Consider the following 25,746-nt stretch of genomic DNA (forward strand, 5'->3'; position numbering starts at 1 on the left):
CTCTCGGGGGCCGGACCGGCCACCAAGGGGTTACTCTGCCGGTTTCGAGCTTTGCCGTCTAGCCAGCTCGCGCAGCCACTTGCGATGGTGGCGCCAGGACCAGCCGCCGGTGACGGTGCCGCGGGTCATCGCCCGCAGCGTGCCCTGCGTCCAGACCGCGGCGAAGATGTGCAGGATCAGAACCAGCACGATCAGCACCGCCGACACGGAATGGACAAAAATCGCGATGCGCCGGGTTTCCACCGACACCAGGTCGGGGAAATACTGGTACCACATCATGATGCCGGAAATCAGCAGCGCGAGGATCAGCCAGAACATCCCCCAGAAGACGCTCTTCTGGCCGAAGTTGTACTTGCCCAGCTCGGGCAGGCGTTCCTCGTGCCCCGCGATCACGTCGCCGATCTGGGCGGTCCAGACCAGGTCCTCGCGGCGCAGGATGTTCAGATGCACCAGCTGCACGAACATCCCCAGGAAGCTGACCGACAGCGCGATGCCGATGAAGGGATGCAGCCAGCGCGTCGTCTGCCCGCCGCCGAACAGGGCGGTCAGTCCGAACAGCGCCGGATGGAACAGCGCAAAGCCCGACAGCATCAGAAGGATGAAGCACAGCGCCGTGAACCAGTGGTTGATCCGGGTGAAGGTCACATAGCGCCGCACCTCGACCGGGCGCAGGCTGAGGATCTCGTCGGTGGATTCGGAAAACTGCCGTCCCGCCATCAGACATCCCTTCCCGTGCTGCCCGGCACGCTGTCCATCTCGTCGCGGACGAGCAGCTGGGCCTCGCGCTCATCCTCGACCGTGACCCGGTTGCCGCGGCTGAATAGCGCCATCGCGGCAGCGCCGGCAGCGGCCAGGCCGACCGCGGCCAGCCCGACCGGCTTGGTCGCGCCCTTCCAGTTGGCCACCACGCCCGAGATGCTGGGATCGTCGGGCAGGTCGTTGTACAGCGACGGCTTGTCGGCATGCTGCAGCACATACATCACATGCGTGCCGCCGACGCCCTGCGGATCGTACAGCCCGGCATTGGCATAGCCGCGGCCCTTGAGATCCTCGATCCGCTCGGCGGCGAGCGTGGTCATGTCGTCCTTGCTGCCGAAGGTGATCGCCTGGGTCGGGCAGGCCTTGGCGCAGGCCGGGCCCTGGCCCACGGCCACCCGGTCCGAACACAGGGTGCATTTGTAGACCTTGTGCTCGACCGGGTTCATCCGCGGGATGTCGAACGGACAGCCCGAGATGCAATAGCCGCAGCCGATGCAGTTCTCGTGGATGAAATCGACGATGCCGTTGGAATACTGCACGATGGCGCCGGGCGCAGGGCAGGCCTTGAGACAGCCCGGATCCTCGCAATGCATGCAGCCGTCCTTGCGGATCAGCCACTCGAAATCGCCGGTGTCGGGGTTGTCGTATTCGGCGAACCGCATCAGCGTGAACATCTGGTCGGTCAGGTCGTGCGGGTTCTCGTAAAGGCCGACATTTTCGCCGATGGCGGGATGGGTGTCGTTCCATTCGATGCACGCCGACTGGCAGGCCTTGCAGCCGATGCATTTCGAGATGTCGATCAGCTTGGCGACCTTGGTCAGGGCGGTCGGCTGTTCGGCCACCGGGCCGCCGGCCGAGGACCGGACGACGGCCGCCTGGCCCAGGTTGGACGCCATCGGCTGCACCGGCGGGTTGGAAACCGCCGTGCGCGGGCTGTCGGTGGCAGCCGCGACGGCGGTCGCGGCGGTGGCTTGAGTGACGGGGATGTTCACGACACGGCCTCCCCGACGGCGGGTTCGATGTTGACGAGGAACGCCTTGTATTCCGGCGTCTCGATGTTGGCGTCGCCGACATAGGGCGTCAGGCTGTTCGGCCCCCAGCCCTTCTTCGCGGCGCCGACAAAGCCCCAATGCAGCGGGATGCCGATGACATGGACGGGCTTGCCGTCACAGATCATCGGCTTGATCCGCCGCGTCACCACCGCCTTGGCGCGGATTTCGCCGCGCTTGGACCACACCCGGACCCAGCCGCCGTTGGTGATGCCCTTTTCCTCGGCCAGCTGGACGCTGAGCTCTACGAAACCCTGCGGCTGCAGGGCGGCGTTCACCACGTTGTTCTTGGTCCAGTAGTGGAAGTGCTCGGTCAGGCGATAGCTGGTGGCGACATAGGGGAACTCGGACGCGTCGCCGAAGGTCTCGACGTCCGATTCGAACACCCGGGCGACCGGGTTGCCCCGCATCCGCGCGTTGAAGACGTTCTGCACCGGGCTTTCAAACGGCTCCATATGCGTCGGGAACGGCCCGTCGCGCATCATCCCCCGGCTGAACAGGCGGCTGACGCCTTCCGGGTTCATGATGAACGGCATCACCTCGCCGGGCTTGGCGGTGGGGGAAATGTCGGGCACGTCGTTGCCTTCCCATTTCTCGCCCGTCCACTGGATGATCGGACGTTCCGGGTCCCAGGGCTGGCCGTTCAGGTCCGCCGAGGCGCGGTTGTACAGCGTCCGGCGGTTCAGCGGCCAGCTCCACGCCCATTTGGGATGGACGCCAAGCCCCGAGGGGTCGGCGTTGTCGCGCCGGGCCATATTGTTGCCGTCCTCGTTGAAGCAGCCGGAATAGATCCAGCAGCCGCAGGCGGTGGACCCGTCGTCGCGCAGTTCGGCGAAGGATTTCACCTGCTTGCCCGCCGCGGTCAGCATCTTGGCCGCGTCCTTGGGGTCGAACACGTCGCCCAGAGCCGTCCCGTTCATCTCGCGGGCCAACTCGTCGGGCTTGGGCTCGTTGGGATCGGCATAGCCCCAGGCCAGGTTCAGGATCGGATCGGGGAAGACCCCGCCCTCGGTCTGGTACAGCGCTTTCACCCGGTTGAAGATCTGCGCCATGATCCAGGTGTCCAGCTTGGCGTCGCCCGGAGGCTCGGCCGCCGCCCAGTGCCACTGCAGCCAGCGGCCCGAGTTGACCAGCGCGCCCTCGTCCTCGGCAAAGCAGGACGACGGCAGCTGGATGACCTCGGTCTGGATCGCGGCGCTGTCCACGGGGTTGTATTCGCCGTGGTTTTCCCAGAACCGCGCGGTCTCGGTTTCCAGCGGGTCCATGATGACCATCAGCTTCAGCTTGCTGAAGGCGCGGGTCAGCTTGCCCCGGTTGGGCGCGGCCAGCAGCGGGTTGAAACCCTGGCAGAAGTAGATGTTGACCCGGTCCTGGTCCATCAGCTCGAACATGCGCAGCATGTCGTACGCCGGCACGTCCAGCTTGGGCAGATAGTGGAAGGCCCAGTCGTTGTCCTTTTGGGCCGCCTCGCCCCACATGGCTTTCATGAAGGAAACCATGAACTTGGGATAGTTCTGCCAATAGCTGGTCTGTCCCGGCATCAGCGGCTTGAACGCCCGCGACTTGAGATAGGTGGCCCAGTCGGGCTCTTTCTCGGTCGGGATGTTCAGATAGCCGGGGATCAGGTTCGACATCAGCCCCAGGTCGGTCAGGCCCTGGATGTTGGAATGCCCGCGCAGCGCGTTCATCCCGCCCCCCGGCACGCCGATATTGCCCAGGATCAGCTGCAGCATCGCCATGCCGCGGATGTTCTGGGCACCCTTGGAATGCTGCGTCCAGCCCAGCGCGTACATCGAGGTCATGGTCTTCGTCTTGGACGAACACTCGCCGATCATCTCGGCGATCTTCAGGAAGCGGTCCTTGGGCGTGCCGCAGACGCGTTCGACCATCTCGGGCGTATAGGCGTCGACATGGGCCTTGAGCAGGTTCCACACGCAGCGCGGGTTCTGCAGCGTCGGATCGGTGACAGCGAACCCGTCATCGCCGACGACGTAATCCCAGCTCGAGCGGTCAAAGTCGCGCTTCTGCTCGTCATAGCCGGTGAACAGGCCATCGGACCAGCCGAACTCGTCCTTGACGATGAAGGAGGCGTTGGTGAACGCCTTGACGTAGTCCCACTGGACCTTGTCGTTCTCGATCATCCAGCGGATCAGCGCCATCAGGAACACGATGTCGCTGCCCGGACGGATCGGGGCATAGTAATCGGACACCGCTGCCGTGCGCGTGAACCGCGGGTCCACGACGATCAGTTTCGCACCGCGATGGTGCTTGGCTTCAGTGACCCACTTGAACCCGCAGGGGTGGGCTTCGGCGGCATTGCCGCCCATCACGACCACCAGGTCGGTGTTCTTGATGTCGGTCCAGGAGTTCGTCATCGCTCCGCGGCCAAAGGTCGGGCCCAAACTGGACACCGTGGGGCCGTGTCAAACGCGCGCCTGGTTATCGAAACCGACAATACCCATCGACCGGACGACCTTGTAGGTCAGGTATGCCGTCTCGTTGGTGGTGGCAGAGGCCGCGAGGAAACCAGTCGTGGTCCAGCGGTTGACCGGCACGCCGGCCTCGTTGGTCTGCAGGAAGTTCGCGTCGCGGTCGTCCTTGAGCGCGCGGGCGATGCGGTCCAGCGCGTCTTCCCAGGTGATCGGCTCGAACGCGGTGGCGCCGGGCTTGCGGATCATCGGCTGGGTCAGCCGGTTCTCGGCGTTGACGAAGTCCTTCAACGCCGCGCCCTTGGGGCACAGCGTGCCGCGGTTCACCGGGTGGTCGGCGTCGCCCTCGATATGGGTGACGCGCCGCTTTCCATCGTCGCCGGGCTTGGCATAGATGATGATGCCGCAGGCCACCGAGCAATAGGGACAGGTGTTGCGCGTCTCGGTCGTGGCGACCAGCTTGAAGTCGCGCACATGCGCGAGTTCCGCCGCCTCGGCCTCGCCGAAGCCCAGGGCCCCCAGCGATGTCGCCGCAACCCCCGCGCCCGCGAGTTTCAAGAACCCGCGCCGTGAGAGGTCGATGTTCATCCGATCCTCCTTTTGCCTGTCCACCAAGATAGGTTCGACCATAGTGGGACAAGGCCGGGGTCACGTCAACAGAACTGCGGCCAACAAACAGCAGGCGATGACGGGCGCCGCGCAGCTGTGATCACATGCCGGCGGCGGGCGCGGGGGGTGGTCCGGCGGCGGGGCCACCCTCGCGCGGCTGGCTGCGCCGCCAGCGATCCGGGGTCTCGCCATAGCTTTCCCGAAACGCCCGGATCAGGTGGCTCGCGTCGCAGAAGCCGGTATCGTCGGCGATCCGGGCGATGCTGTGGTCGCTGCGTTGCAGCAGCATCCGCGCGTGCCCCAGCCGCAGCCGCATCAGCGCCTCGGCCGGGGTCAGCGCCAGCGTCGCCGCAAAGCGCCGCTCCAGCCGCCGCCGCCCGACCCCCAGCATCTGGGCCAGCGTCCCGATGGTCGGCGGGCTGTCCAGCCGCTGCTGCATCGCGGCCAGGGCGCGGCGGACCAGCGGGTCCGAGGTGGTCAGGTCCAGCGGCTGCCCCGGCTGCGGCGCGTCCGCCGCCTGCGGGCCGTCGATCATCATGATCGCCAGCGCCTTGCGCGCCGCGGCCCGGCCGATATGGCGGTCGACCAGAAACGCCGCCAGATGCGCGGCGCTGACCCCGCCGGAGCAGGACAGCCGGTCGCGGTCGACGACGAAGATGCGGTCGCTGACCGGGGTCTCGGCCGGGAACTCGGCCCGGAAATCGTCGTGGTGGAACCAGCTGACGCAGCATTGCCGCCCCGCCATCAGCCCGGCGCGGGCCAGCAGGAACACCCCCGTGCAGACCCCGACCAGCGGGACCTCGGCCGCCGCTGCGCGCTGCAGGAAGGCGGTCAGCGCCGGGTCCAGCGGCTGCGGCGCGCCGATCAGCCCGCCGATCACCACCACATAGTCGTATTGCGCCGGGTCCTCGGGCGGGGCGTCAGCCTCGATCCGGGTGCCGCAACTGGCGGCGATCGGCGCGCCGCGATTGCCGATCACCGCCCAGCGGCACAGGATCGGGCGCGAGCGGTCGCCCTCGTCGGCCGCCAGCCGCAGCACGTCGACGAAATTGGCATAGGCCGACAGGGTAAAGCGACGGGCAAGCACGAAGGCGATGTTCAGCCGCGGCCCGCTCATCCCTGTTGCGGCTCCGCCAGCGGGTCGGTGCCGTCGAAGGACAGGGTGTACAGGCGGCGGTCGCGGAACGCCGGCAGGTGGCGCAGCTCGTCGGTGCGCCGGAAGATGGTGTCGCCGTCGCGCACGATCTCCATCAGCCGCAGCAGCACCCGGCCGGCGGGGCCGCCGTCCAGCGCGGCGTCATAGGCCAGCACGTTGATGTTCGCCAGCACGTCGTCGCCGGGCTTGAAGCCGCCCATCCCCTCCACCGCCCGCAGCTGCGGCGAATAGGGATAGGGCGAGTCCGGCGGCCGCGGCCGCGAGGCGGCGCGTTCGGTTTCATAGACCTTGATGAGGTTGCCATACATGAACCCCACCCCGCCCGCGGTGCGTTCGCCGGGGGTCGCCGGGTGGTCATAGAAGGTCTGCAGCGTGGACACGAGCCAGCGCGCCGGCAGCCGCTCCAGCAGGAAATCGGCTTCCTCGGCCCAGATCCGGTGAAACAGCGCCCGCGCCTTGGCGGTCTGCGGGGTCGCGCGCCGCAGATACGAGATGCAGGCGGCGTGCAGCAGTTCCAGTTCGCTGCGGCCGGCGAAGATCTGCGACAGCTGGACCATCTGCACGGACAGGTCCTTGCGGGCCTCGTCGGTCGGGCCGTCGATGGTTTCCACCACCATGTGCTTCAGCGGCGCCAGCGCGGCGTCGGGCTCCGGCAGCAGGTCCATCTGCCGGCGCTGCCGCCGAAAGCGAAAGCGGTGGCGATGGGCCAGCGCGGCAAAGCGACCCCCCGTCAAGATTGCCGTTCCCCGCCCATGCACCCCCCGATCCGGTTCCGCGCCACAGGCTACCAGCGGCGCCCGCCCCTGTCACCGGGGCGCGCGGCGCCTCAAGGCTTTCACCCCCGGCTTGGCGATGCTACCCCTGTCCGGCCCGACGCGAGAGGATGCCCCGAGATGACCACCGACTCCCCGATCCGCCTGTCGCAACTGTCCCACGGCGGCGGCTGCGGCTGCAAGCTGGCCCCGTCCGTCCTGCGCGAGCTGCTCGCCGGCCAGCCCGTGGCACAGGCGTTTCCCGACCTGCTGGTGGGGACCGAGACCGCCGACGACGCGGCGGTCTATCGGGTGTCGGACGATCTGGCGGTGATCGCCACGACGGATTTCTTCATGCCGATGGTGGACGACCCGCACGCCTTCGGCCGGATCGCCGCGACCAACGCGATTTCGGACGTCTATGCGATGGGCGGGCGGCCGATCATGGCGCTGGCGATCCTGGGAATGCCGATCGACAAGCTGCCGCCCGAGATGATCCGCGAGATCCTCGACGGCGGCCGTTCGATCTGCGCCGAAGCGGGGATTCCGGTCGCCGGCGGCCATTCTATCGACAGCCTCGAGCCGATCTATGGGCTGGCCGTGATCGGCGTGGTCCATCCCGACAAGCTGCGCCGCAACGCCGATGCGCGGCCCGGCGACGTGCTGATCCTGACCAAGGGGCTGGGCGTCGGCATCTATTCGGCGGCGATCAAGAAATCGGCGCTGGACGAGGCGGGGATCGCCGAGATGATCGGATCGACCACGCTGCTGAACCGGATCGGCGCGGATCTCGCCGACGATCCGGCCGTCCACGCGATCACCGACGTGACCGGCTTCGGCATCCTCGGCCACGGGCTCGAGGTCGCCCGCGGGTCCGGCGCCCGGGTGGTGATCGACCGCGCCACGCTGCCGCTGCTGACCCGCGCCGAGGAGTTGGCCGAGGCCGGTTTCGTCACCGGGGCCTCGCACCGCAACTGGGCCGCCTACGGCGCCGAGGTGACGCTGCCCGAGGGCCTGGCCGACTGGCAGCGCCACCTGCTGACCGACCCGCAGACCTCGGGCGGGCTGCTGGTCGCGGTCGCGCCCGAGGCCGCCGAGGCGACGCTGGCCCGCATCCGCGCGGCCGGCTATCCGCTCGCCGCCATCGTCGGCCAGATCGAAGAAGGCGACGGAATCACCGTCGCCTGAAGTTCTTCTTTGCGAAAGTATCCTGGAGGCTTCCGAGCGCCCGGAAAACAGTCCGGCGGACTGTTTTCAGCGAGGAAGGCCAGCGGCAGCTGGCCCCATAGGGCGATGGGGGCAAAGCCCCCTCAGTCCTTCGCCCGCTCGACGTAGGAGTTGTCCTCGGTGTTGATCACGATCCGCGTGCCGACGCCGATATGCGGCGGCACCATCACCCGCAGCCCGTTGTCGCAGGTCGCCGGCTTGTAGGAGGACGAGGCCGTCTGCCCCTTCACCACCGGCTCGGTCTCGGTGACCTCGACGGTCATCTTCTGCGGCAGCTCCATCGCGATCGGCGCACCGTCATAGACCTGCAGGAACACCCGCATCCCTTCCTGCAGATAGGCCTTCTGGTCGCCCACCATCTCGGCCGGGGCGACGACCTGCTCGTAAGTCTCGGGCTCCATGAAGTGGAAACCCTCGCCGTCCTCGTAGAGGAAGTCATAGCCGCGCTCGTCGACATGGGCGCGTTCGACCTGTTCGGTGGTGCGCCAGCGTTCCGACACCTTCACCCCGTCGGCGATGCGGCGCATGTCGACCTGGGTCACGGGGGTGCCCTTGCCGGGGTGGAAGTTCTGGGCGGTCAGCACGACATACAGCTTGCCGTCCAGTTCGACGACGTTGCCCTTGCGAAGCGAGGAGGCGATGACTTTCACGGTCAGTCTTTCTTGCGATCTGAGGATGCGTTATCGGCGCGGTCTCTAGCGCAATCGCAGGGTTTTCGCCAGCCATGACCGACACGACGCGGGACACCCCCTGGTGGGACGCGGCCCGCCACGCCGACCGCCGCCCGATCCTGCTGGGCCGCAACCGCATCCAGCGGGCGGTCCGCGGCTGGCTGGACGATCAGGGCTTCACCGAGGTCGACCCCGCGGCGCTGGCGATCAGCCCTGGCAACGAGGCGCATCTGCACGGCTTTGCCACCGACGCGATCGGCAATGATGGCGTGCCGCGGCGGATGTACCTGCACACCTCGCCCGAGTTCGCGCTGAAGAAGCTGCTGGCGGCGGGCGAGACCGGGATCGCCGCCTTTTCCCATGTCTGGCGCAACCGCGAACGCGGCCCGCTGCACGCGCCCGAATTCACCATGCTGGAATGGTATCGAGCGGGCGAACCCTATCAGACGCTGATGGACGACTGCGCGGCCCTGCTGACAGTTTCTGTCAGGGCGGCCGGTGCGACGGTGCTGCGGTTCCGCGATGTGGAATGCGACCCCTTCGCCGCGCCCGAGCGGCTGTCGGTCGCCGACGCCTTCGCGCGCCATGCGGGCATCGACCTGCTGGGAACCATCCACCCGGATGGCGGGACCGACCGCGACGGGTTGGCGCGACAGGCGCAGCAGGCCGGGCTGCGGGTCGCCCCGGACGACACCTGGTCGGACATCCTCAGCCGCATCCTGACGGCGCGGGTCGAGCCGCATCTGGGTCACGGCCGCGCCACGATCCTCGACCGCTATCCCGCGCCCGAGGCAGCGCTGGCCCGCCGGACCGCCGACGATCCGCGCGTGGCGGAGCGGTTCGAGCTGTATGCCTGCGGGGTGGAGCTCGCCAACGGCTTCGGCGAGCTGACCGACCCCGCCGAACAGCGCCGCCGCTTCACGGCCGAGATGGACGAAAAGCAGCGGGTCTACGGGGAAACCTATCCGCTGGACGAGGATTTCCTGGCCGCGCTGGCGCAGATGCCCCCGGCCAGCGGCATCGCGCTGGGCTTTGACCGGCTGGTGATGCTGGCCACCGGCGCGCCGCGCATCGACGACGTGCAGTGGACTCCGGTGCCCTGAAAGCTAGACGTCGCGGTCCATCGCCTGCCGGATCAGGCCGGTCATGCCCGTCACCCCCAGCTTGCGCTTGAGCGTCGAGGAGGTGTTGGCGACGGTCTTGTAGCTGACCCCGATCTCGTCGGCGATCTCCTGCAGGGTGCGGCCCTGGCCGATCAGCGACAGCACCTGCTCCTCGCGCGTGGTCAGCGCGGTGGCGTCGCCCGCGGCCCCCACCTGCCGCACCGCCAGCGCCAAGGCGTGTCCGGGGGACAGGTAGAACTCGCCCGCCTCGAGCGCCCGGATGGCGGCCGAGAACTCGTCGGGGGCGGCGTTCTTGGACAGGAAGCCCTGCGCGCCCTCGGCCAGCGCCTTGGCGGCGAAGCCGGGCTGGTCGTTCATCGAAAACACCAGGATCGCGGCCTCTGGCGCGCGGTCGCGGATCGGGGCGATCAGCGACAGGCCGGGCGTGTCGGGCAGGGCGATGTCCAGCACCACCACGGCGGGAGTCTCGGCCTCCAGCACCGCCAGCGCCTCGGCCCCCGACATCGCCTTGACCACCCGCCCATAGCCCAGATCCGCCAGCAGCCGGCCGCAGCCCAGATGGGTGATCGGATGATCGTCGACGACGAGCGCCGTACGGGTGGCCATAGGGGGGGCGGTGCGGGGTTCGGTCATTGTCAGCTCTCTGGCGGCAGCGTCGCGTGGATTGTGACACCCCGCGCGCTGTCCCGCATCCCGAAACTGCCGCCCAGCAGGGCGACGCGCTCGCGCATGCCTGACAGGCCGTTGCCCTCGGGCGCGCCGCCGAGGCCGCGGCCGTCATCGGACAGCGTGACCGACCAGCCGCCGGCATCGTGGGACACCGAGGCGGTCACCGCCGTGGCGCCGGAATGGCGCAGGGCGTTGGTCGTGCCCTCCTGCAGGATACGGTAGAGGGTCAGGGCGGTGGCTTCGTCGGGTTCGGGCAGGTCGGGCGGCAGGGTCAGGGTCCAGCGGATCGCGGGATGGCGGCGGGACAGGTCGTCGATCATGTCCGATAGCACCGTGGCGAGTGGCAGCTGCCCGACCGCCATCGGGCGCAGCCCGGACAGCAGGGCGGTGTTCACGCGCCGGATCTCGTCAGCGATGGCCAGGATGTTGCCGGCGTGGTCGCACGCCGCGGGGTCGGGGCTGCGGTCGCGGATCGCCTGCGCCTCGACCCGCAGCGCGAACAGGCAAGGGCCGTATTCGTCATGCAGGTCGCGGGCGATGGCCTGACGTTCCTGATCGCCGCGCCCGACCACCTGCCGCGAAAGTCGCGCTCGGTCGGCATGGGCCGCGGCCAGCGCCGCCCCCAGCCGGTCCAGATCGGCCGCCAGCGGGGCCAGGTCGGGGGTTGAGACCGGCCCGGCGCGGGTCGCCAGCTCGCCCCGGCTGAGCCGCCGCACCACGTCCGACAGCCGCGCCAGCGGCCGCAGCCCGCCGCGCAGGATCGCCGCGGTCAGGACCAGCTGGGCCGCCGCCCCCAGGCCGATCAGCGCCGCCAGCGCCCGCGCGTCGTGCCAGGCCTCGGCCGTCCCGGCGGCGGGATCGCCGGCGATCACCACCACGCCGCGGACGCGCCGGTTCTCGACCACCGGCAGTTCGGTGGCCTGGCCCTGCGGCGCGACCAGCCGCGCGAACCACGCCGGCGCCGGGTCTGGGCGCGGCGCGGCGGTGCCCGGCGCGAGCGTGCGGCCGCTGGCGCTGTCATAGACGGCGATCCGGGCGTGGCGGGGCTCTACCAGCCGTTCGGCCAGGGCCGCGGTCAGCCCTTCGCCCGGCACGGTCCCGGCCAGCGTGGCCAGCGTCGCCACGACCAGGTTGCGCGCCGCATGGACCGAGGCCGCGACTTCGGCGGCGACGGCGCGCTGGGCATTGGCGACCAGCACCGCCGCCGCGGCTCCGGCCAGCGCAAGCTGGGCGGCCAGCATCAGGGCGACGATCCTGGCGGTCAGTGTCATGGTCACGACCTGCCACGGGCGGGGGCGCCGGGCAATCGCCGGCATGCGCTTCAAGACGGGTTGCAACCGGCGTCGGCATTCAGCAACCTGAAGGCGGAGAACAGGCAGGGCGGGGCGCAAAGGCCCTCAAGCCCGGCCCAGGGAGGACGACGAATGACACGATACTGCGCCGCAGCGGCAGCCGCCGCCGCGATCATCGCCACGCCTGCGCTGTCCCAGAGCGTCTCGGACGGCAAGGTCAAGATCGGCATCCTGAACGACCAGTCCGGCGTCTATGCCGATTTCGGCGGTCTCGGCTCGGTCGAGGCGGCCAAGATGGCGGTCGAGGACTTCGGCGGCAAGGTGCTGGACGCGCCGATCGAGGTCGTCTCGGCCGACCACCAGAACAAGGCCGACATCGCCAGCAACATCGCCCGGCAGTGGTACGACACCGAACAGGTCGATTCGATCATGGAGCTGACCACCTCGTCGGTGGCGCTGGCCGTGCAGGCGCTGAGCCAGGAAAAGAAGAAGATCGACCTGGTGACCGGCGCCGCCACGACCGACCTGACCGGCAAGGCCTGTTCGCCCTATGGCTTCCACTGGGCCTATGACACCCATGCACTGGCTGTGGGCACCGGCGGCGCGCTGGTCGAGGCCGGGGGCGACAGCTGGTTCTTCCTGACCGCGGATTACGCCTTCGGCTATTCGCTGGAGGACAACACCGCCGGCATCGTCAAGGAAAAGGGCGGCACGGTCGTCGGCGCGGTCAAGCATCCGCTGGCGACGACGGACTTCTCGTCCTTCCTGCTGCAGGCGCAGTCCTCGGGCGCCAAGGTGGTGGGGCTGGCGAATGCCGGGCTGGACACCCAGAACGCGATCAAGCAGGCGGCCGAATTCGGCATCACTGCAGGCGGGCAGAAGCTGGCCGCGCTGCTGTTCACCCTGGCCGAGGTGCACGGGCTGGGGCTGGAAACCGCGCAGGGGCTGACGCTGACCGAAAGCTTCTACTGGGACCGCAACGACGCCAGCCGGGAATGGTCGAACCGCTACAGGGAACGCACCGGCAAGATGCCGAACATGATCCAGGCGGCGACCTATTCGGGCGTGCTGCACTATCTGAACGCGATCAAGGCCGCCGGGACGGATGAAACCGAAGCCGTCGCCGCCAAGATGAAGGAAACCCCGGTCAAGGACATGTTCGCCGAGAACGGCAAGGTCCTGGCGAACGGGCGGATGGTGTCGGACGTCTATCTGATGGAGGTCAAGGCGCCCGCCGACAGCAAGGGCGAGTGGGATTATTACACCGTCAAGGCGACGATCCCCGGCGACCAGGCCTATCTGGCCGCCGACAAGTCGGGCTGCCCGCTGGTCAAGTGATGCCGCAGCCTGGCCGCGGCTTCGCGTCCGCGGCCGGGCGTTCGTCCAGGGCGACCCGTGCGCCAGCCACATCGCGCAGGGCCGCTTGCCGCGACTGGCCGCGCGGCCCGTTCATTCGCCGAACCGGGCCCGGGCCCGGGAACGTCATCTTCTGGGGAGGAAGACCATGAAGAGCCTTTACCTGACCGCGGCCGCCGCGGCTCTGCTGGTCACGCCGGCCGCCGCCGAAATGACCGACGGCAAGATCAAGATCGGGGTGCTGAACGACCAGTCCGGCGTTTATTCGGCGCTGGGCGGCACCGGCTCGCTGGAAGCGGCGAAGATGGCGGCCGAGGAATTCGGCGGCAAGATCGGCGACGCACCGATCGAGGTCGTCGGCGCCGACCACCAGAACAAGGCCGATATCGGGTCGAACATCGCCCGGCAGTGGTACGACACCGAACAGGTGGACACGATCTTCGATCTGACCACCTCGTCGGTGGCGCTGGCGGTGCGCGCGATCAGCGACGAAAAGAAGAAGATCACCATGGTGACCGGCGGCGGCACCACCGAACTGACCGGCAAGGCCTGTTCGCCCTATGGGTTCCACTGGGCCTATGACACCCACGCCCTGGCCGTCAGCACCGGCGGCGCGCTGGTCAAGGCCGGCGGCGACAGCTGGTATTTCCTGACCGCCGACTATGCCTTCGGCTATTCGCTTGAGGAAAACACCACCAAGACCGTCGAAGGGGCCGGCGGCAAGGTGCTGGGCAATGTCCGCTTTCCGATCGGGGCGACCGACTATTCGGCCTTCCTGCTACAGGCGCAGGCGTCGGGGGCCAAGGTCGTGGGCCTCGCCAGCGCCGGCATGGACACCCAGAACCAGATCAAGCAGGCGGCCGAGTTCGGGATCACCGCCGGCGGGCAGAACCTCGCCGGCCTGCTGCTGATGATCACCGACGTGCACGGGCTGGGGCTGCAGGCCGCGCAGGGGCTGTATCTGACCGAGAGCTATTACTGGGACCGCAACGACGCCAGCCGCGCGTTCGCCCAGAAATACAAGGAACGCACCGGCGCGATGCCCTCGATGGTGCAGGCGGCGACCTATTCGGCGGCGCGCCAGTATCTCAAGGCGATCGAGGCCGCGGGCACCGACGAGACCGAGGCGGTGGCTGCCAAGCTGCACGAGATGCCGGTGCAGGACGCCTTCGCCGAGAACGGCAAGGTGCTGGCCAACGGCCGGATGGTGTCGGACGTGTACCTGTTCCAGGTCAAGAAGCCCGAGGAAAGCAAGGGCGAGTGGGACTATTACAACCTGATCGCCACGATCCCCGGCGAGGAAGCCTACATGAAGGCCGAGGATTCCGGCTGCGCGCTGGTCAAGTGAGCTGATGGACGCGCTTTCCCAGACGGCCGAACCGCGGGTGGTGCTGTCCGCCCGCGGTCTGGGCAAGGATTTTTCCGGGTTCACGGCGGTCAACAACGTGAACCTCGATGTCCGCCACGCCCGGATTCACGCGCTGATCGGCCCCAACGGGGCCGGCAAGACCACCGTCTTCAACCTGCTGACCAAGTTCCTGCAGCCGACCCGCGGCACCATCACGCTGATGGGCACGGACATCACCCGGATGGCGCCCGACGCCGTGGCGCGGATGGGGCTGGTCCGCTCGTTCCAGATCTCGGCCGTGTTCCCGCATCTGACGGTGCTGGAAAACGTCCGCGTCGCGCTGCAGCGCCCGGCCGAGCTGCACACGCAGTTCTGGCGCTCGCTCAAGGCGCTGGACGTGCTGAACGGCCGCGCCGAGGTGCTGCTGGACGAGCTGGGCCTGACCCCCTGGCGCGACACCCGCGCCGCCGACCTGTCCTATGGCCGCAAGCGGGTGCTGGAAATCGCCACCACCCTTGCGCTGGACCCCGAGGTGCTGCTGCTGGACGAGCCGATGGCCGGCATGGGGCACGAGGACGTCCACACCGTCGCCGACATCATCCGCGAGGTCGCCAAGCACCGCGCCGTGCTGATGGTCGAACACAACCTGTCGGTGGTCGAGGACATCTGCGACCACGTCACCGTGCTGCAACGCGGGGAAATCCTGGCCGAGGGCGATTACGCCACCGTGTCGAACGACCCGCGCGTCCGCACCGCCTACATGGGGTCCGAGGCATGACCGCGCTGCTCGACGTCCGCGACCTCAACGCCTGGTACGGCGAAAGCCACGTGCTGCACGGGGTGAACCTGCAGGTGGACGAGGGCGAGACGGTCTGCATCCTCGGCCGCAACGGCATGGGCAAGACCACCACGCTGCGGTCGATCATGGGCCTGGTGCGCAAGCGCAGCGGCGCGATCGGCTTTGCCGGCCGCGACCTGATGACCATGCCGCTGCATCACGTCGCCCGCGCCGGGCTGGGCTTCGTCCCCGAAGAGCGTGGCATCTTCGCCACCCTGTCGGTGGACGAGAACCTGATGCTGCCCCCGGTCGTCGCCCCCGGCGGCATGACCCTGGACGAGATCCACGCGCTGTTCCCCAACCTCAAGGAACGCCGCAACTCGCCCGGTACCAAGCTGTCGGGCGGCGAACAGCAAATGCTGGCGATGGCCCGCATCCTGCGGACCGGGGCCCGTTGCCTGCTGCTGGACGAGCCGACAGAGGGCCTGGCCCCGGTCATCATCGAGGCGATCGGCAACGTCCTGCGGGAACTTAAGAAGCGCGGCATGACCGTGGTGCTGGTCGAACAGAACTTCCGATTCGCCTCGCGCGTGGCGGACCGGTTCTATGTCATGGACCACGGGGTGATGACGCACGAATTCCCGGTGGGCGAACTGGATGCCCGCATGGACATGCTGCACGAAACGCTGGGAGTCTGAGATGACGATGATCTTCGGAATCCCGATCCAGGCGTTCTTGGGACAGCTGCTGGTCGGGCTGATCAACGGGTCGTTCTATGCGCTGCTGTCGCTGGGGCTGGCGGTGATCTTCGGCCTGCTGCGGGTCATCAACTTCGCCCACGGCGCGCAATACATGCTGGGCGCCTTCGTGGCGTTCCTGGGGCTCAAGCACCTCGGCATCCCCTACTGGGCGGCGCTGGTGGTGGCGCCGCTGGTGGTCGGCGCCTTCGGGGCGCTGATCGAGCGGACGATGCTGTCGCGGCTCTACAACCTCGACCCGCTTTACGGGCTGCTGTTCACCTTCGGCCTGGCGCTGACGCTGGAGGGCACGATGCGCTGGTATTACGGCGCCTCGGGCCAGCCCTATTCGGCGCCCGCCGCGTTGACCGGGGCGATCAAGCTGCCCTTCATGGTGCTGCCGATCTATCGGGCCTGGGTGATCGTCGCCTCGCTGGTGGTCTGCCTGGCGGTCTGGGCGCTGATCGAGAAGACGCGGCTGGGCGCGACCCTGCGGGCAGCGACGGAAAACCCCTCGCTGGTGCAGAGCTTCGGGATCAACGTGCCGATGCTGCTGACCCTGACCTATGCGCTGGGCGCGGGGCTGGCGGCGCTGGCCGGGGTGCTGGCCGCGCCGATCTACCAGGTGTCGCCGCTGATGGGGTCCAACATCATCATCGTGGTCTTTGCCGTCGTCGTGGTCGGCGGCATGGGGTCGATCCTGGGCGCCATCGTCACCGGCTATCTGCTGGGCGTGGCCGAGGGGCTGACCAAGGTGTTCTATCCCGAGGCGTCCAACATCGTGATCTTCGTCATCATGGCGATCGTGCTGATTCTGCGGCCCGCGGGCCTGTTCGGAAAGGAGGGCTGACATGGCCAGAGGTTCCGACACCGCGCCCGCCGAGGCGACGCCGGTCCGCGAGATGGGCCGCGGCACCCGGACGCTGCTGCTGGTCCTGGCGCTGGCGGCGCTGATCGCGGCGCCGTTCTACGTCTATCCGGTCTTCCTGATGACGCTGCTGTGCTTTGGCCTGTTCGCGGCGGCCTTCAACCTGCTGCTGGGCTATACGGGCCTGCTGTCCTTCGGCCACGCGGCGTTCTTTGGCGGGGCGGCCTATTTCACCGCCCATGCCGCCAAGGTCTGGGGCTGGCCGCCCGAGTTCGCGCTGCTGCTGGGGGTGATCGGCGCGGCCGGGCTGGGCGTCGTCATGGGCGCCATCGCCATCCGCCGGCAGGGCATCTATTTCGCCATGATCACGCTGGCGCTGTCGCAGATGTTCTTTTTCGCGTGCCTGCAGATGCCCTTCACCCACGGCGAGGACGGCATCCAGTCGGTCCCGCGCGGCCGCCTGTTCGGGCTGATCGACCTGAACCAGACGCTGAACATGTATTTCTTCGTGCTGGCGGTGTTCCTGCTGGGGCTGCTGATCATCTGGCGCTTCGTCAATTCGCCCTTCGGCATGATCCTCAAGGCAATCCGCGAGAACGAGCAGCGGGCGGTGTCGCTGGGCTATGCCGTCCCGGCCTTCAAGCTGGGGGCCTTCGTGATGTCGGCGGCGCTGGCGGGGCTGGCCGGCGGGCTCAAGGCGCTGGTGCTGCAATTCGCCACGCTGACCGACGTGGCGTGGCAGATGTCGGGCGAGGTGATCCTGATGACGCTCATCGGCGGCATCGGCACCATGCTGGGGCCGATCCTGGGGTCCAGCATCGTGATCGCGCTGCAGCAGCGGCTGGCGACGTCGGACTTTCCGGTGACGATCATCACCGGGCTGGTGTTCATGGTCTGCGTGCTGCTGTTCCGCCGCGGCCTGATCGGAGAGCTGGCCCATTCCCGCATCGGCCGTGCGATGGGGCTGCGGCCGCCGGGCTGAGCGGGGCCGGTCAATGGGTCCGCAGCCCGACCTCGCGCGTGCCGGTCAGCGGCGCGCGGCGGTAATCCAGCCCCAGCGCGGTCATGTCGGCCGCCGTCATCGCCGCCAGAAAGCGGGTGCGGGTCAGGTCGCGGCCGGCCGCGCGCAGCGCGGCGGCGATGATCTCGGCGGCGATCTCGGCATGGGCCGTGTGGGCCGGGATGTGCCGCGCCATCATCCGGTCCAGCAGCGGCCCGCCGGGGACCACGCGGATCGCGTCCCGGCGTTCGGTCTGCGCCCCCGGCAGCGCATAAAGACGGGCTGGCGGCGGCGGGCTGTCGGCATTGCGGCCAAGCACCAGCGCGGCGGGGCCACTGGCGGGCGGGCGCAGCACTGCGGCGATCGCAGGATCGACCTCGCCGCGCGGCTCCACCCCGGCGAAGCCCGCCCGGCGGGCATCGGCCATGATCGCGTCGCCGATGTCCTCTGCGGCCGCCGACAGGCCGCGGGTGATCGAGGCGTCCTCGGTCCCGCGCAACGTCTGGCGCGGGAACAGCACCGGCACCCCGGCATCGGTCCAGGGCTGCAGCGGGGCGCGCAGCCCCACCACCGCCAGCACCTGCGGCGTGCCCGGCGCCTCGACCGCCACGACCTGCGGCCGCCGGCCAAAGAGCCGCGGCGCGGTCCGGTCCAGCGCGGCCTGCAGGGCGAGGGCATAGGCCGAGTCGGCCGCGACCCCCAGCCGGACCAGCGCCGGCTCGACCCCCAGCCGGTCGCGTATCGGCAGATCGCCGAGATAGGCCAGCAGGTCCGCCGCCATCCGGTCGTCCAGCCCCGGATAGCGCGGCATCAGCCGCGACAGCGGCCGGCCGTCGGCGCCGATGCCTTCGACCAGCGCCCGGCGCAGGCTGGCGGCGTCGTGGCCCGCGGCGGCTGCGACCAGGTCGGGGGCGCCGCCCTCGGTCCCGCCGCGGCCGTCGCGCATGTGGCAGCGGTGGCAGGCCGGCCGTGCCGCGGCCAGCTGGCCGGTAAAGGCCGCGTGGCCAAGCTCGTCGGCCTGGGCGGCGGCTGCCAACAGCGACAGCAGCGCGGCGGCAAGCCTAGCGCGCGGCATCGTCGAGCAGGGACAGGATTTCCTCGGCGCGGGGCAGCGCGGTGGTCCGGCGGAACCGCCGCCCGTCGCGGTCGGTGACCACGAAGATCGGATCGTGCAGCTCGATCGGGCCGGCCGGCGCATCGACGGCGTCCAGCACCCGGCGGATGTCGCGCGGATCGCCGGTCAGCCACAGCCAGCGCGGCGAGGCCCCGAATTCGGCCGCCGCTCGGGCCATGCGCGCCGGGGTGTCGGTCATCGGGTCGATGGTGATGGTGACCAGCGTCACCGCCGGCTCGCTCGCCGCGTCGAGTTCGGCCATGACCGCGTTCCCCAGCGGGCAGATCGACTCGCAGGTCGTATAGGCGAAGGTCATCACCAGCGGCTGCAGCGCGGCCAGCTCGCGCAGGTTCTGCGGCTGGCCCTGCTGGTCGATCAGCTCGACGGCGGGCAGCCGCATCCGACCGGTTTCGATCTCGGCCGCCGCAGCCGGTGCGGCGAGCGCAAGCGCCAGCGCCAGCAGGGCGGGGCGCGGGGTCATTCCTCGACCTCGAACACCAGCGCCGCGCGCAGGCTGTAGCCGGGGGGCAGCGACAGCGGCTGCAGCGCGAAGGGGCCGGCATGGGGCGCGGTCACGGCCAGGCTCAGCCCGCCATCGGGGTCGGGGTCGGCGCGGACCGTCATCTGCCAGGACGAGCCGAGCGCCGGGACCAGGATGTCGGTCGCGGGCAGCGCCACCTGGGCGCCGGTGGGGTCGCGGAAGCGCAGGGTGATCCGCGCGGGCGTAGTCGCGCTGATCCGGGCCGGGTCGGCCTCGACCGTCAGCGGGACGGTGGCGGGCCGGTCGGGCGGGCCTGCGACGGTGAACGGCAGGCAATCGGCAAAGCCGCCCGGCCCCGAGGTCAGGACCAGCTGCCACGGACCGGCGGTGAAGGCCCAGGTCGCCTCGAACCGGCCCGAGGCGGTCTCGGTCAGGCGCCGGTCATACAGCGCCAGGCTGGCCGGCACTCCGCCGCGCAGCTGGGTGCCGTCCATCGGCGGCTGCCCGTTCAGCGCCATCGCCGGGTCGATCAGGAAGGCGCGCCCGATCGAGGGCGCCAGCGCCAGCACCTGCCGCCCGTCGCCCGCGCCGACCAGCAGCCCCGGCCCGGCGGGCGGGTCAGGCTGGGTGACGCCCAGCACCACCCGGATCATCTGCAGCGCCGCGCCGCGGCGGACGGTGGGCAGCTCGACCACCCCGACCAGCCCGCCATCGAGGCTGAGAAGGAACGCCCGGTCCCCGGTCAGCAGCACGTCGCTGAGCGTGCCCTCGCTGAGCGCGCCCGCCTGCGCGACCTCGGCCGTGGCAAGGTCGATCAGCACGAAGGCGGCCTCACGCGGGGTCCAGGCGAGCCCGAACCGGCCCGCCGGGTCCGCCGCGATGCGCCGGAACGCCCGCCCCAGCGGGATCCGGGCCGGCTGGTCCAGCGCGTCGAGATAGGCGATCGCCGCCGTCTCGCCCCCGTCATCGAGGCCGAGCATCGTCCCCGCCCCGGCGGCCGTGGCGTCGCCCAGCCGCCGGCCGGTGCGGTGCAGACGCCCGTCGGCCCGGATCGCGCCGTCGGGGGAATAGGCGATCGGCGGCGCGTCCGGGCGGTCCAGCAGGCGGACGCTGCCCGCCCCGACCGGGTGCGCCGCGCGCCGGGTGCCGCGCAGGTCCAGCTCGACCACCTGGCCGCCGCTGGCGACGAACAGCGCCTGGTCGTGCAGGACGATCTGCCGCGGCGCGTCCAGGTCGCGGGCCAGCACCTCGTGCGGGCCGCCCGAGATGGGGATCGCGACCAGCTCTTTGCGCCCGGGAAGGGTGGCGAGGATGCGCGCCCGCGCCGGGTCGGGCAGCACGAAGGCCGGAGGTTCGGGCAGGCGGGCGGCGGCCAGCATGTTGGCGCTTTGCAGGTTCAGCTGCGGATCGACCACGCCCAGCGCGCCGTCCCCGGTCGTCACGACCAGCGCCGGGCCGCCGAAGGGCACCGCGCCGGCCGGGGCGCGGCCGGTGGTCAGAAAGCCCCGCGCGGCCTGGTCGCAACTGGACATCCCCGGCTGCACCGGGCGCGCGAAGCCCGCCAGCATCAGCCCCCGCGGCGCGGTGCCGGTCACCACGTCGGTCAGCTCGACCGACAGCCGGGCGCCGCGCCCTGCGGCGGGCTGGGTCGGGGCGCCAGTCCAGATGTCGCGGGTCGTCAGCCGCGCGGCCAAGTCCTGGGGATCGCCCTCGGCCGCCGCCGCGGGCAGGACAAGCGCTGGCAGGGCGAGCGTGGCCAGCGCCCGCCAGGCGCGCGCGCGCCGCCTCATCTTTCCCACCGCCGGCACGAGGTCTGGTCCGGGTTCTCCCACGTGGCACGATCGGGCAGCACGTCGAACAGCCCCCAGGTGCCGCCCGCGCGCAGATGCGTCGGTCCGTCGAACCACAGCCAGCACCGCGGCTGGGCGAGTTGCAGCAGCTGGGCGGTCATCGCCTTGCCGGGCGCCAGCAGCGCCGCGCGCGGAAAGCCGAAGCCGTGGAACAGGTCGTCGTAATCCTGCGAGATGGTGGCAAAGGCGCGCTGCCGCGCCCGCCCGCCGGCGTGGACGATGTGGACGGTGATCTGCTCGCCGGCGATGGCGCGCAGCACCGGCATCGGCGGATCGGCGGACTCGGCGGCGCGGGTGCGGAAGAACTGCGGGCCAAAGCTGAGGCCGTTCAGGTCGTAGTGGCTTTCCGTCCATCGCCCTCCCTCGCGCAGCCGCAGCGCGAACGGGGCGCTGCGATAGCCGGTTCCCTTCTCGCCCCAGTCATAGCTGTCGTCGCAGATCCGGCAATTGGCGACCAGCCGATGGTCGGTGCCCTGCCTCAGGTGACGATCGCGGGTGGCGTGGTCGGTCAGGTTCAGGCCGTCCTGCCAGAACAGCGTGAACTGCCGCACGTCATACAGCCGGCCGGACGGGCCGGGGGTCTTCAGCAACGCTCCGCTCATCAGCCGGGTCCGGTCCATGGGCGGCTGCGGGACCAGCACGAAGCTGCGGCAGCCCCGCGCCGGGTCGACCGGCGGGCTGGCGAGATAGGGCAGCGTTGGCCAGTCGGCGCGGTCGAGACGGGGTAGCCGCCGGACCAGGCAGCCGGTCAGGGGCAGGCCCAGCGGAAGGCGGCTGACCCGGGTATCCTCGATCCGGGCGCGTTGCGGCACGACGTTGATCGACCCGATCAGGCCGTGGCTTGCGTGGCCGATGATGTCGCCCACCGGTTTGACCGGCAGCGCGCCGAAGGCATAGGGCACGAAGATCGTGTTCCGGTCGGTCAGCATCGCCGCCACGTGCGCGGCGGCTCGTTGGCGCTGATCCTCGGCCTGCCGTTCCTGGTCTGCAGCCTGCACTTCCGCCAGGAGCTCGGCCGCCGGCGTTCCCTGAAGCTCGGCGATCGCGCGGTCGCGGGGCAGGCTGCGGCGCCCGGTCGACAGGTCGAGGCCGGGGCCATCGGGGCGCGGCACAAGCTGCGGTCGGGCGATGAGCGGGGGCCCGCCGGGCGGAGGCAGATCCGGCAATTCGGCGGCGTCGCCCGCCCCCGGTTCCGCCTGCACGCCGCGCAGCGAGGCCGCGGTCGCGCGCCTGGTCGTCTCGTCCAGCAGCGGACGCAGCGGCGCGTCCGGCGCGTCCACCAGCTGATCCAGCAGGTCGGTCAGCGGATCGGCGGCAGTGGGCTCGGGGATGGCCGCCGTCAGGCCGCTGCGCCGCGGCACGAAGCGCGACGCGGGGTCGAACCGAGAGATCACCAGGTCCCGGACCAGCGGCGATTCCTCGGGATCGGGCGGGGTGCCATAGGCGAGGCCGGCATAGAACTCGGTCAGCTCTATCTGGGCGCTGCGCTCGCCATACAGGTCGCTGGGCGTTGCGTCGGCGCCCAGCAGCGTCGCGTCGCTGGCATGGGGCGGCAGGCCCCGCAGGGCGCCAAAGGGGTTGATGCCATAGGGCCGCGCCAGCAGAAACTGCTGGGTGATCAGCGGCAGCGGAAAGCTGACCGCGAGGCGGTTCGAGGGCACCACGTCGGCCCGGTCGGCGGCATGGAAATCGACCGGCTGGTTCGGCGTTTCGGCGCCGTGCCAGTCCATGTCGACGTTGATCGAGGTGATCCGCGGCATCTGCGCGTCGCCCGGCCGATCGGGAAGCCGGCCGCCCCCGGCATCGGGCAGCGCATTCAGCCAGGCCACATGCACGCAGTCCCCGGCATTGACGTTCATCACCAGCGGCTCGGGACGGGTGTAGGTGCGCCGGATCTCGGCCCGGATCGACCCCAGCGACACCGCGGCCCAGCTGTCCGGCTCGTCGAGGCGGGTGGGGGTGCGGTTCTCGGGCGCGACCAGCTTGCGGGGATCGACCAGCGGCAGGAACAGACCATCCGGGTCGGACAGGGTGCCCCCGTACGGGGCGTCGCCGAACACCGACCGCGCGTCGATGGCGACCACCGCGGCATAGACCTGCGGCGCGGCCGAGTCGCACGAGAGCCGGCGGCCGATCTTGTCCGGCGGCCGGGTCGGCAGACCGGCAGGTCGCCGCCGCGGGGCGTGCCGCAACAATCGCTTGCCTTGCGGGCTGCCGATGGCGAGGGTCGGACTGACATGCGGGGGGCGGTGATGCTGGACCGGATCATCTATGTCACAGGCTATGGGCGCAGCGGATCGACGCTGCTCGACATGATGCTGGGCGCCCATCCGCAGGTGTTCGGCGCCGGCGAGATGTCCACGATCTGCCGCCATGTCTGGCCCAACGACGAATATTGCGCCTGTCACGCCCGCGTCCGCGCCTGCCCGCTGTGGTCGGACGCGGTGACCGAATGGCAGGCTTCGGGCATCGATCTTGACCGCCACGCGATGCTGCAGCGGCGGATCGAGCCGATCCTGTCGCACGCCCGCAGGGGCGCGGCGCTGCGCGATTATTGCGACCAGACGCTGGCGCTGTACCGGATCGTCGCCCGGCGGACCGGGCGGCCGGTGCTGCTGGACAGCTCCAAGTCCCCCGGCCGGGCGCTGGCCCTGGCGCGCGCGGGGGTGGATCTGCGGCTGATCCACCTGGTCCGCGATCCCCGCGCGGTGGCCCATTCCATGTCCGTCCCGATGCAGGTCGACACCGAGGCCGGGGTGCAGAAGACCCTGCCCGCCCATCCCGTCGCCCGCACCGCGCTGCGCTGGAGCTTTGTCAATGCCGGGGCCGAGGCCGCCCTGCGCCGGATTGCGCCCGCGCACGGGCTGCGGCTGCGCTATGAGGACCTGGTCGCGGACCCGCAGGGCGCGCTGGCGCGGATCGGCGCGACGGTGGGGCTTGACCTCGACGCGGTGGGCGCGGCGATCGCGGCTGGCGGCACCATCGCGGCCGAGCACCAGGTCGCGGGCAGCCGCATCCGCATGACCGGCGCCATGACGCTGCGCCCGGACATGGGCTGGCAGCGGCGGATGAGCCCCCGGGCGCAGGCCGTGGTCGCCGGGCTGTGCGGCGCGCGGATGCGGCGCTATGGCTATGCGGCGGGCGGCACGGGGTCGGCGTCGGCCTGAAGGCTCGCCGCCAGGGCAAGGCACCACGGCACCGCCCAGAACCGGGCATAGAAATGCGCCAGCCCGTTCTGGACCAGCGCCAGCAGCACCACGATCGTCACCGTCAGCACCCCGAACCAGCGCCCCCGCCGCGACACCATCGCCGCCCACCCCATCATCAGCCCCAGGATGATCAGCCCGACATGGCCGGTCAGGCTCAGCAGCCCGCCCTCGGCCAGCAGCAGCAGATAGGTGTTGTGCACCGGCGCGCCATGCGCGCTGATCAGGCGGTACTGGTCGGCGCCCAGCCCGACGATGATCGTGTGCCGGGTCAGGTCATAGGCCTCGCGGATCAGGAACATCCGGTCCGAGAACGTCCCCGCCTCGTCCATGTTGCCGGTGGACAGCGCCCCGAAGACGCGCTTGAGGAAGATGTCGGGCAGGAACAGCTCGCCCCAGCCGAGGATCACGAAGGCCAGCCCGGCCAGCATCGCCAGCATGCCCAGCATGATCCGCCCCGATCCGCTCAGCGCCACCAGCGCCACCACGCCGATCGCGGTCAGGAAGAACCCGGTGTTCGAGCCGGTCAGCAGCAGCCCATAGCCCAGCGGGGCCAGCAGGCACAGCAGCAGCACAATCCCCAGTTCGCGGATGAAATACAGCCACAGCGCAAAGGTGATCGCCAGCGCGGCCAAGGACGCCGCGGCGTTCTCGCGTTCCACCAGCGTCGCCAGTCGCCCGCTGGGGGTGACGAAGCGGGCGTCGCCGGGGTCGAACTCGATCACCCAGATCCCGTGCGCCATCACGAAGACCATGCCCAGCACGAAGACCTTGATGAGCAGCAGCACCTCGGCGCGGGGCCGCTGCATCAGCACCATCGGCAGCACCAGGAGCGAGAACAGGTATTGCGAGGCGACGATCAGCCCGCTGACCAGGTCGCCGCGCAGCGCCGAGCCCAGCACCAGCCCGCCGGTCAGCATCAGCACGCAGCCGTACCAGGCGCGGGTCAGCGCACCGAAGGGCCGCAGCGGCAGCCCGTGGCCCAGCATCATCGCGCCCAGCGCCAGCACCGTGAACAGATCGCCCAGCGTCACATAGGCAAAGCTGGCGCGCAGGTAGTTCATCGGCGACACGAAGACCGCCGCGGCGACCAGCATCAGTTCGGCCCGACCGGCGGCGACCGGGCGGGGCAGCGGCAGGGCGGCGGCCGCGGGGGACAGGGGCGTCACGGCCGGCCGCCCCGGTGATGCGGCGCCCGGCCGGCGGGAAGATGCAGCAAGGGCTTTGGCGCTGCGGTCAGCCGTGCTAGCCTTGGCGCAGTCAACGCCGAG

22 protein-coding genes are annotated in these 25,746 nt (G+C 70.1%); 9 read left to right on the forward strand and 13 right to left on the reverse strand.

Annotation, left to right across the window (positions count from 1 at the left end; genetic code table 11):
- Positions 1-30: 30 nt before the first annotated feature.
- From IC63_RS01690 to IC63_RS16790, 5 genes are all read right to left on the reverse strand, one after another.
- Positions 31-717: a formate dehydrogenase subunit gamma gene (locus tag IC63_RS01690; protein WP_036716316.1), complete on the reverse strand. Its 687-nt coding sequence runs from the start codon at positions 715-717 to the stop codon at positions 31-33.
- Positions 717-1,655 carry a formate dehydrogenase subunit beta gene (fdxH, locus tag IC63_RS01695; protein ID WP_052041795.1) on the reverse strand — a complete coding sequence of 313 codons (939 nt, stop codon included), beginning with the start codon at positions 1,653-1,655 and terminating at the stop codon, positions 717-719. The genes IC63_RS01690 and fdxH overlap by 1 nt, the downstream gene beginning before the upstream one ends.
- Before the next feature lie 92 nt (positions 1,656-1,747).
- Entirely contained in the window at positions 1,748-4,825 is a 3,078-nt protein-coding gene (fdnG, locus tag IC63_RS01700; protein ID WP_084115357.1) for a formate dehydrogenase-N subunit alpha, read from the reverse strand.
- Positions 4,826-4,946: 121 nt separating this feature from the next.
- Positions 4,947-5,963 carry a GlxA family transcriptional regulator gene (locus tag IC63_RS01710; protein ID WP_052041781.1) on the reverse strand — a complete coding sequence of 339 codons (1,017 nt, stop codon included), beginning with the start codon at positions 5,961-5,963 and terminating at the stop codon, positions 4,947-4,949.
- Positions 5,960-6,736 carry a hypothetical protein gene (locus IC63_RS16790; RefSeq protein ID WP_156965313.1) on the reverse strand — a complete coding sequence of 259 codons (777 nt, stop codon included), beginning with the start codon at positions 6,734-6,736 and terminating at the stop codon, positions 5,960-5,962. Before IC63_RS16790 ends, IC63_RS01710 begins: the two co-directional genes overlap by 4 nt.
- 159 nt (positions 6,737-6,895) lie before the next feature.
- Between IC63_RS16790 and selD the strand changes: the two genes are divergently transcribed.
- Positions 6,896-7,942, forward strand: coding sequence for a selenide, water dikinase SelD (selD, locus tag IC63_RS01720; RefSeq protein ID WP_036716319.1), 1,047 nt, complete (start codon positions 6,896-6,898; stop codon positions 7,940-7,942).
- A gap of 122 nt (positions 7,943-8,064) precedes the next feature.
- Here selD and efp read toward each other — a convergent pair whose 3' ends face one another.
- The gene (gene efp / locus IC63_RS01725; RefSeq protein WP_036716320.1) at positions 8,065-8,631 is read right to left on the reverse strand and encodes an elongation factor P; all 567 of its coding nucleotides are present in this window, start codon (positions 8,629-8,631) and stop codon (positions 8,065-8,067) included.
- A gap of 74 nt (positions 8,632-8,705) precedes the next feature.
- On the opposite strand from efp, the gene epmA reads away from it, so the two are divergent.
- Positions 8,706-9,755, forward strand: coding sequence for an EF-P lysine aminoacylase EpmA (epmA, locus tag IC63_RS01730; RefSeq protein ID WP_036716322.1), 1,050 nt, complete (start codon positions 8,706-8,708; stop codon positions 9,753-9,755).
- Between the two features lie 3 nt (positions 9,756-9,758).
- Here epmA and IC63_RS01735 read toward each other — a convergent pair whose 3' ends face one another.
- Both IC63_RS01735 and IC63_RS01740 read right to left on the reverse strand, forming a co-directional pair.
- A complete protein-coding gene (locus tag IC63_RS01735; protein WP_052041783.1) occupies positions 9,759-10,409 on the reverse strand; it encodes a response regulator transcription factor in 651 nt (216 codons plus the stop codon).
- Positions 10,410-10,411: 2 nt separating this feature from the next.
- Entirely contained in the window at positions 10,412-11,716 is a 1,305-nt protein-coding gene (locus tag IC63_RS01740) for an ATP-binding protein (RefSeq protein ID WP_036716324.1), read from the reverse strand.
- A gap of 153 nt (positions 11,717-11,869) precedes the next feature.
- Here IC63_RS01740 and IC63_RS01745 point away from each other — a divergent pair, with 153 nt between their 5' ends.
- From IC63_RS01745 to IC63_RS01770, 6 genes are all read left to right on the forward strand, one after another.
- Positions 11,870-13,075 carry an ABC transporter substrate-binding protein gene (locus IC63_RS01745; RefSeq protein ID WP_036716325.1) on the forward strand — a complete coding sequence of 402 codons (1,206 nt, stop codon included), beginning with the start codon at positions 11,870-11,872 and terminating at the stop codon, positions 13,073-13,075.
- Positions 13,076-13,241: 166 nt separating this feature from the next.
- Complete coding sequence (locus IC63_RS01750; protein WP_036716327.1) at positions 13,242-14,441, forward strand: ABC transporter substrate-binding protein; 1,200 nt, start codon at positions 13,242-13,244, stop codon at positions 14,439-14,441.
- Between the two features lie 4 nt (positions 14,442-14,445).
- Positions 14,446-15,219 (forward strand): ABC transporter ATP-binding protein, encoded by a 774-nt coding sequence (locus tag IC63_RS01755; protein WP_036716328.1) that lies wholly within the window; start codon positions 14,446-14,448, stop codon positions 15,217-15,219.
- The gene (locus tag IC63_RS01760; RefSeq protein ID WP_036716330.1) at positions 15,216-15,917 is read left to right on the forward strand and encodes an ABC transporter ATP-binding protein; all 702 of its coding nucleotides are present in this window, start codon (positions 15,216-15,218) and stop codon (positions 15,915-15,917) included. Before IC63_RS01755 ends, IC63_RS01760 begins: the two co-directional genes overlap by 4 nt.
- 1 nt (position 15,918) lies before the next feature.
- Positions 15,919-16,806: a branched-chain amino acid ABC transporter permease gene (locus tag IC63_RS01765; protein WP_036716332.1), complete on the forward strand. Its 888-nt coding sequence runs from the start codon at positions 15,919-15,921 to the stop codon at positions 16,804-16,806.
- A gap of 1 nt (position 16,807) precedes the next feature.
- The gene (locus tag IC63_RS01770; protein WP_036716334.1) at positions 16,808-17,806 is read left to right on the forward strand and encodes a branched-chain amino acid ABC transporter permease; all 999 of its coding nucleotides are present in this window, start codon (positions 16,808-16,810) and stop codon (positions 17,804-17,806) included.
- 10 nt (positions 17,807-17,816) lie between these two features.
- Here IC63_RS01770 and IC63_RS01775 read toward each other — a convergent pair whose 3' ends face one another.
- Genes IC63_RS01775 through IC63_RS17220 form a run of 4 tightly spaced genes read right to left on the reverse strand, consistent with a single transcriptional unit; the run spans position 17,817 to position 23,461 of the window.
- Positions 17,817-18,899 (reverse strand): c-type cytochrome, encoded by a 1,083-nt coding sequence (locus IC63_RS01775; RefSeq protein ID WP_036716335.1) that lies wholly within the window; start codon positions 18,897-18,899, stop codon positions 17,817-17,819.
- Positions 18,886-19,419 (reverse strand): SCO family protein, encoded by a 534-nt coding sequence (locus IC63_RS01780; RefSeq protein WP_052041784.1) that lies wholly within the window; start codon positions 19,417-19,419, stop codon positions 18,886-18,888. Before IC63_RS01780 ends, IC63_RS01775 begins: the two co-directional genes overlap by 14 nt.
- Entirely contained in the window at positions 19,416-21,209 is a 1,794-nt protein-coding gene (locus tag IC63_RS01785) for a hypothetical protein (protein WP_036716336.1), read from the reverse strand. The genes IC63_RS01780 and IC63_RS01785 overlap by 4 nt, the downstream gene beginning before the upstream one ends.
- Complete coding sequence (locus IC63_RS17220) at positions 21,206-23,461, reverse strand: hypothetical protein (RefSeq protein WP_036716337.1); 2,256 nt, start codon at positions 23,459-23,461, stop codon at positions 21,206-21,208. Before IC63_RS17220 ends, IC63_RS01785 begins: the two co-directional genes overlap by 4 nt.
- A 45-nt stretch (positions 23,462-23,506) precedes the next feature.
- On the opposite strand from IC63_RS17220, the gene IC63_RS18340 reads away from it, so the two are divergent.
- Positions 23,507-24,436 (forward strand): sulfotransferase family protein, encoded by a 930-nt coding sequence (locus tag IC63_RS18340; protein WP_036716338.1) that lies wholly within the window; start codon positions 23,507-23,509, stop codon positions 24,434-24,436.
- Here the strand turns inward: IC63_RS18340 and IC63_RS01800 are convergent.
- A complete protein-coding gene (locus tag IC63_RS01800; RefSeq protein ID WP_036716340.1) occupies positions 24,400-25,644 on the reverse strand; it encodes an O-antigen ligase family protein in 1,245 nt (414 codons plus the stop codon). The two genes, IC63_RS18340 and IC63_RS01800, sit on opposite strands and share 37 nt — an antisense overlap.
- Positions 25,645-25,746: the final 102 nt, after the last annotated feature.

The sequence above is a fragment of the Paracoccus sphaerophysae genome (assembly GCF_000763805.1).
GTDB lineage: Bacteria > Pseudomonadota > Alphaproteobacteria > Rhodobacterales > Rhodobacteraceae > Paracoccus > Paracoccus sphaerophysae.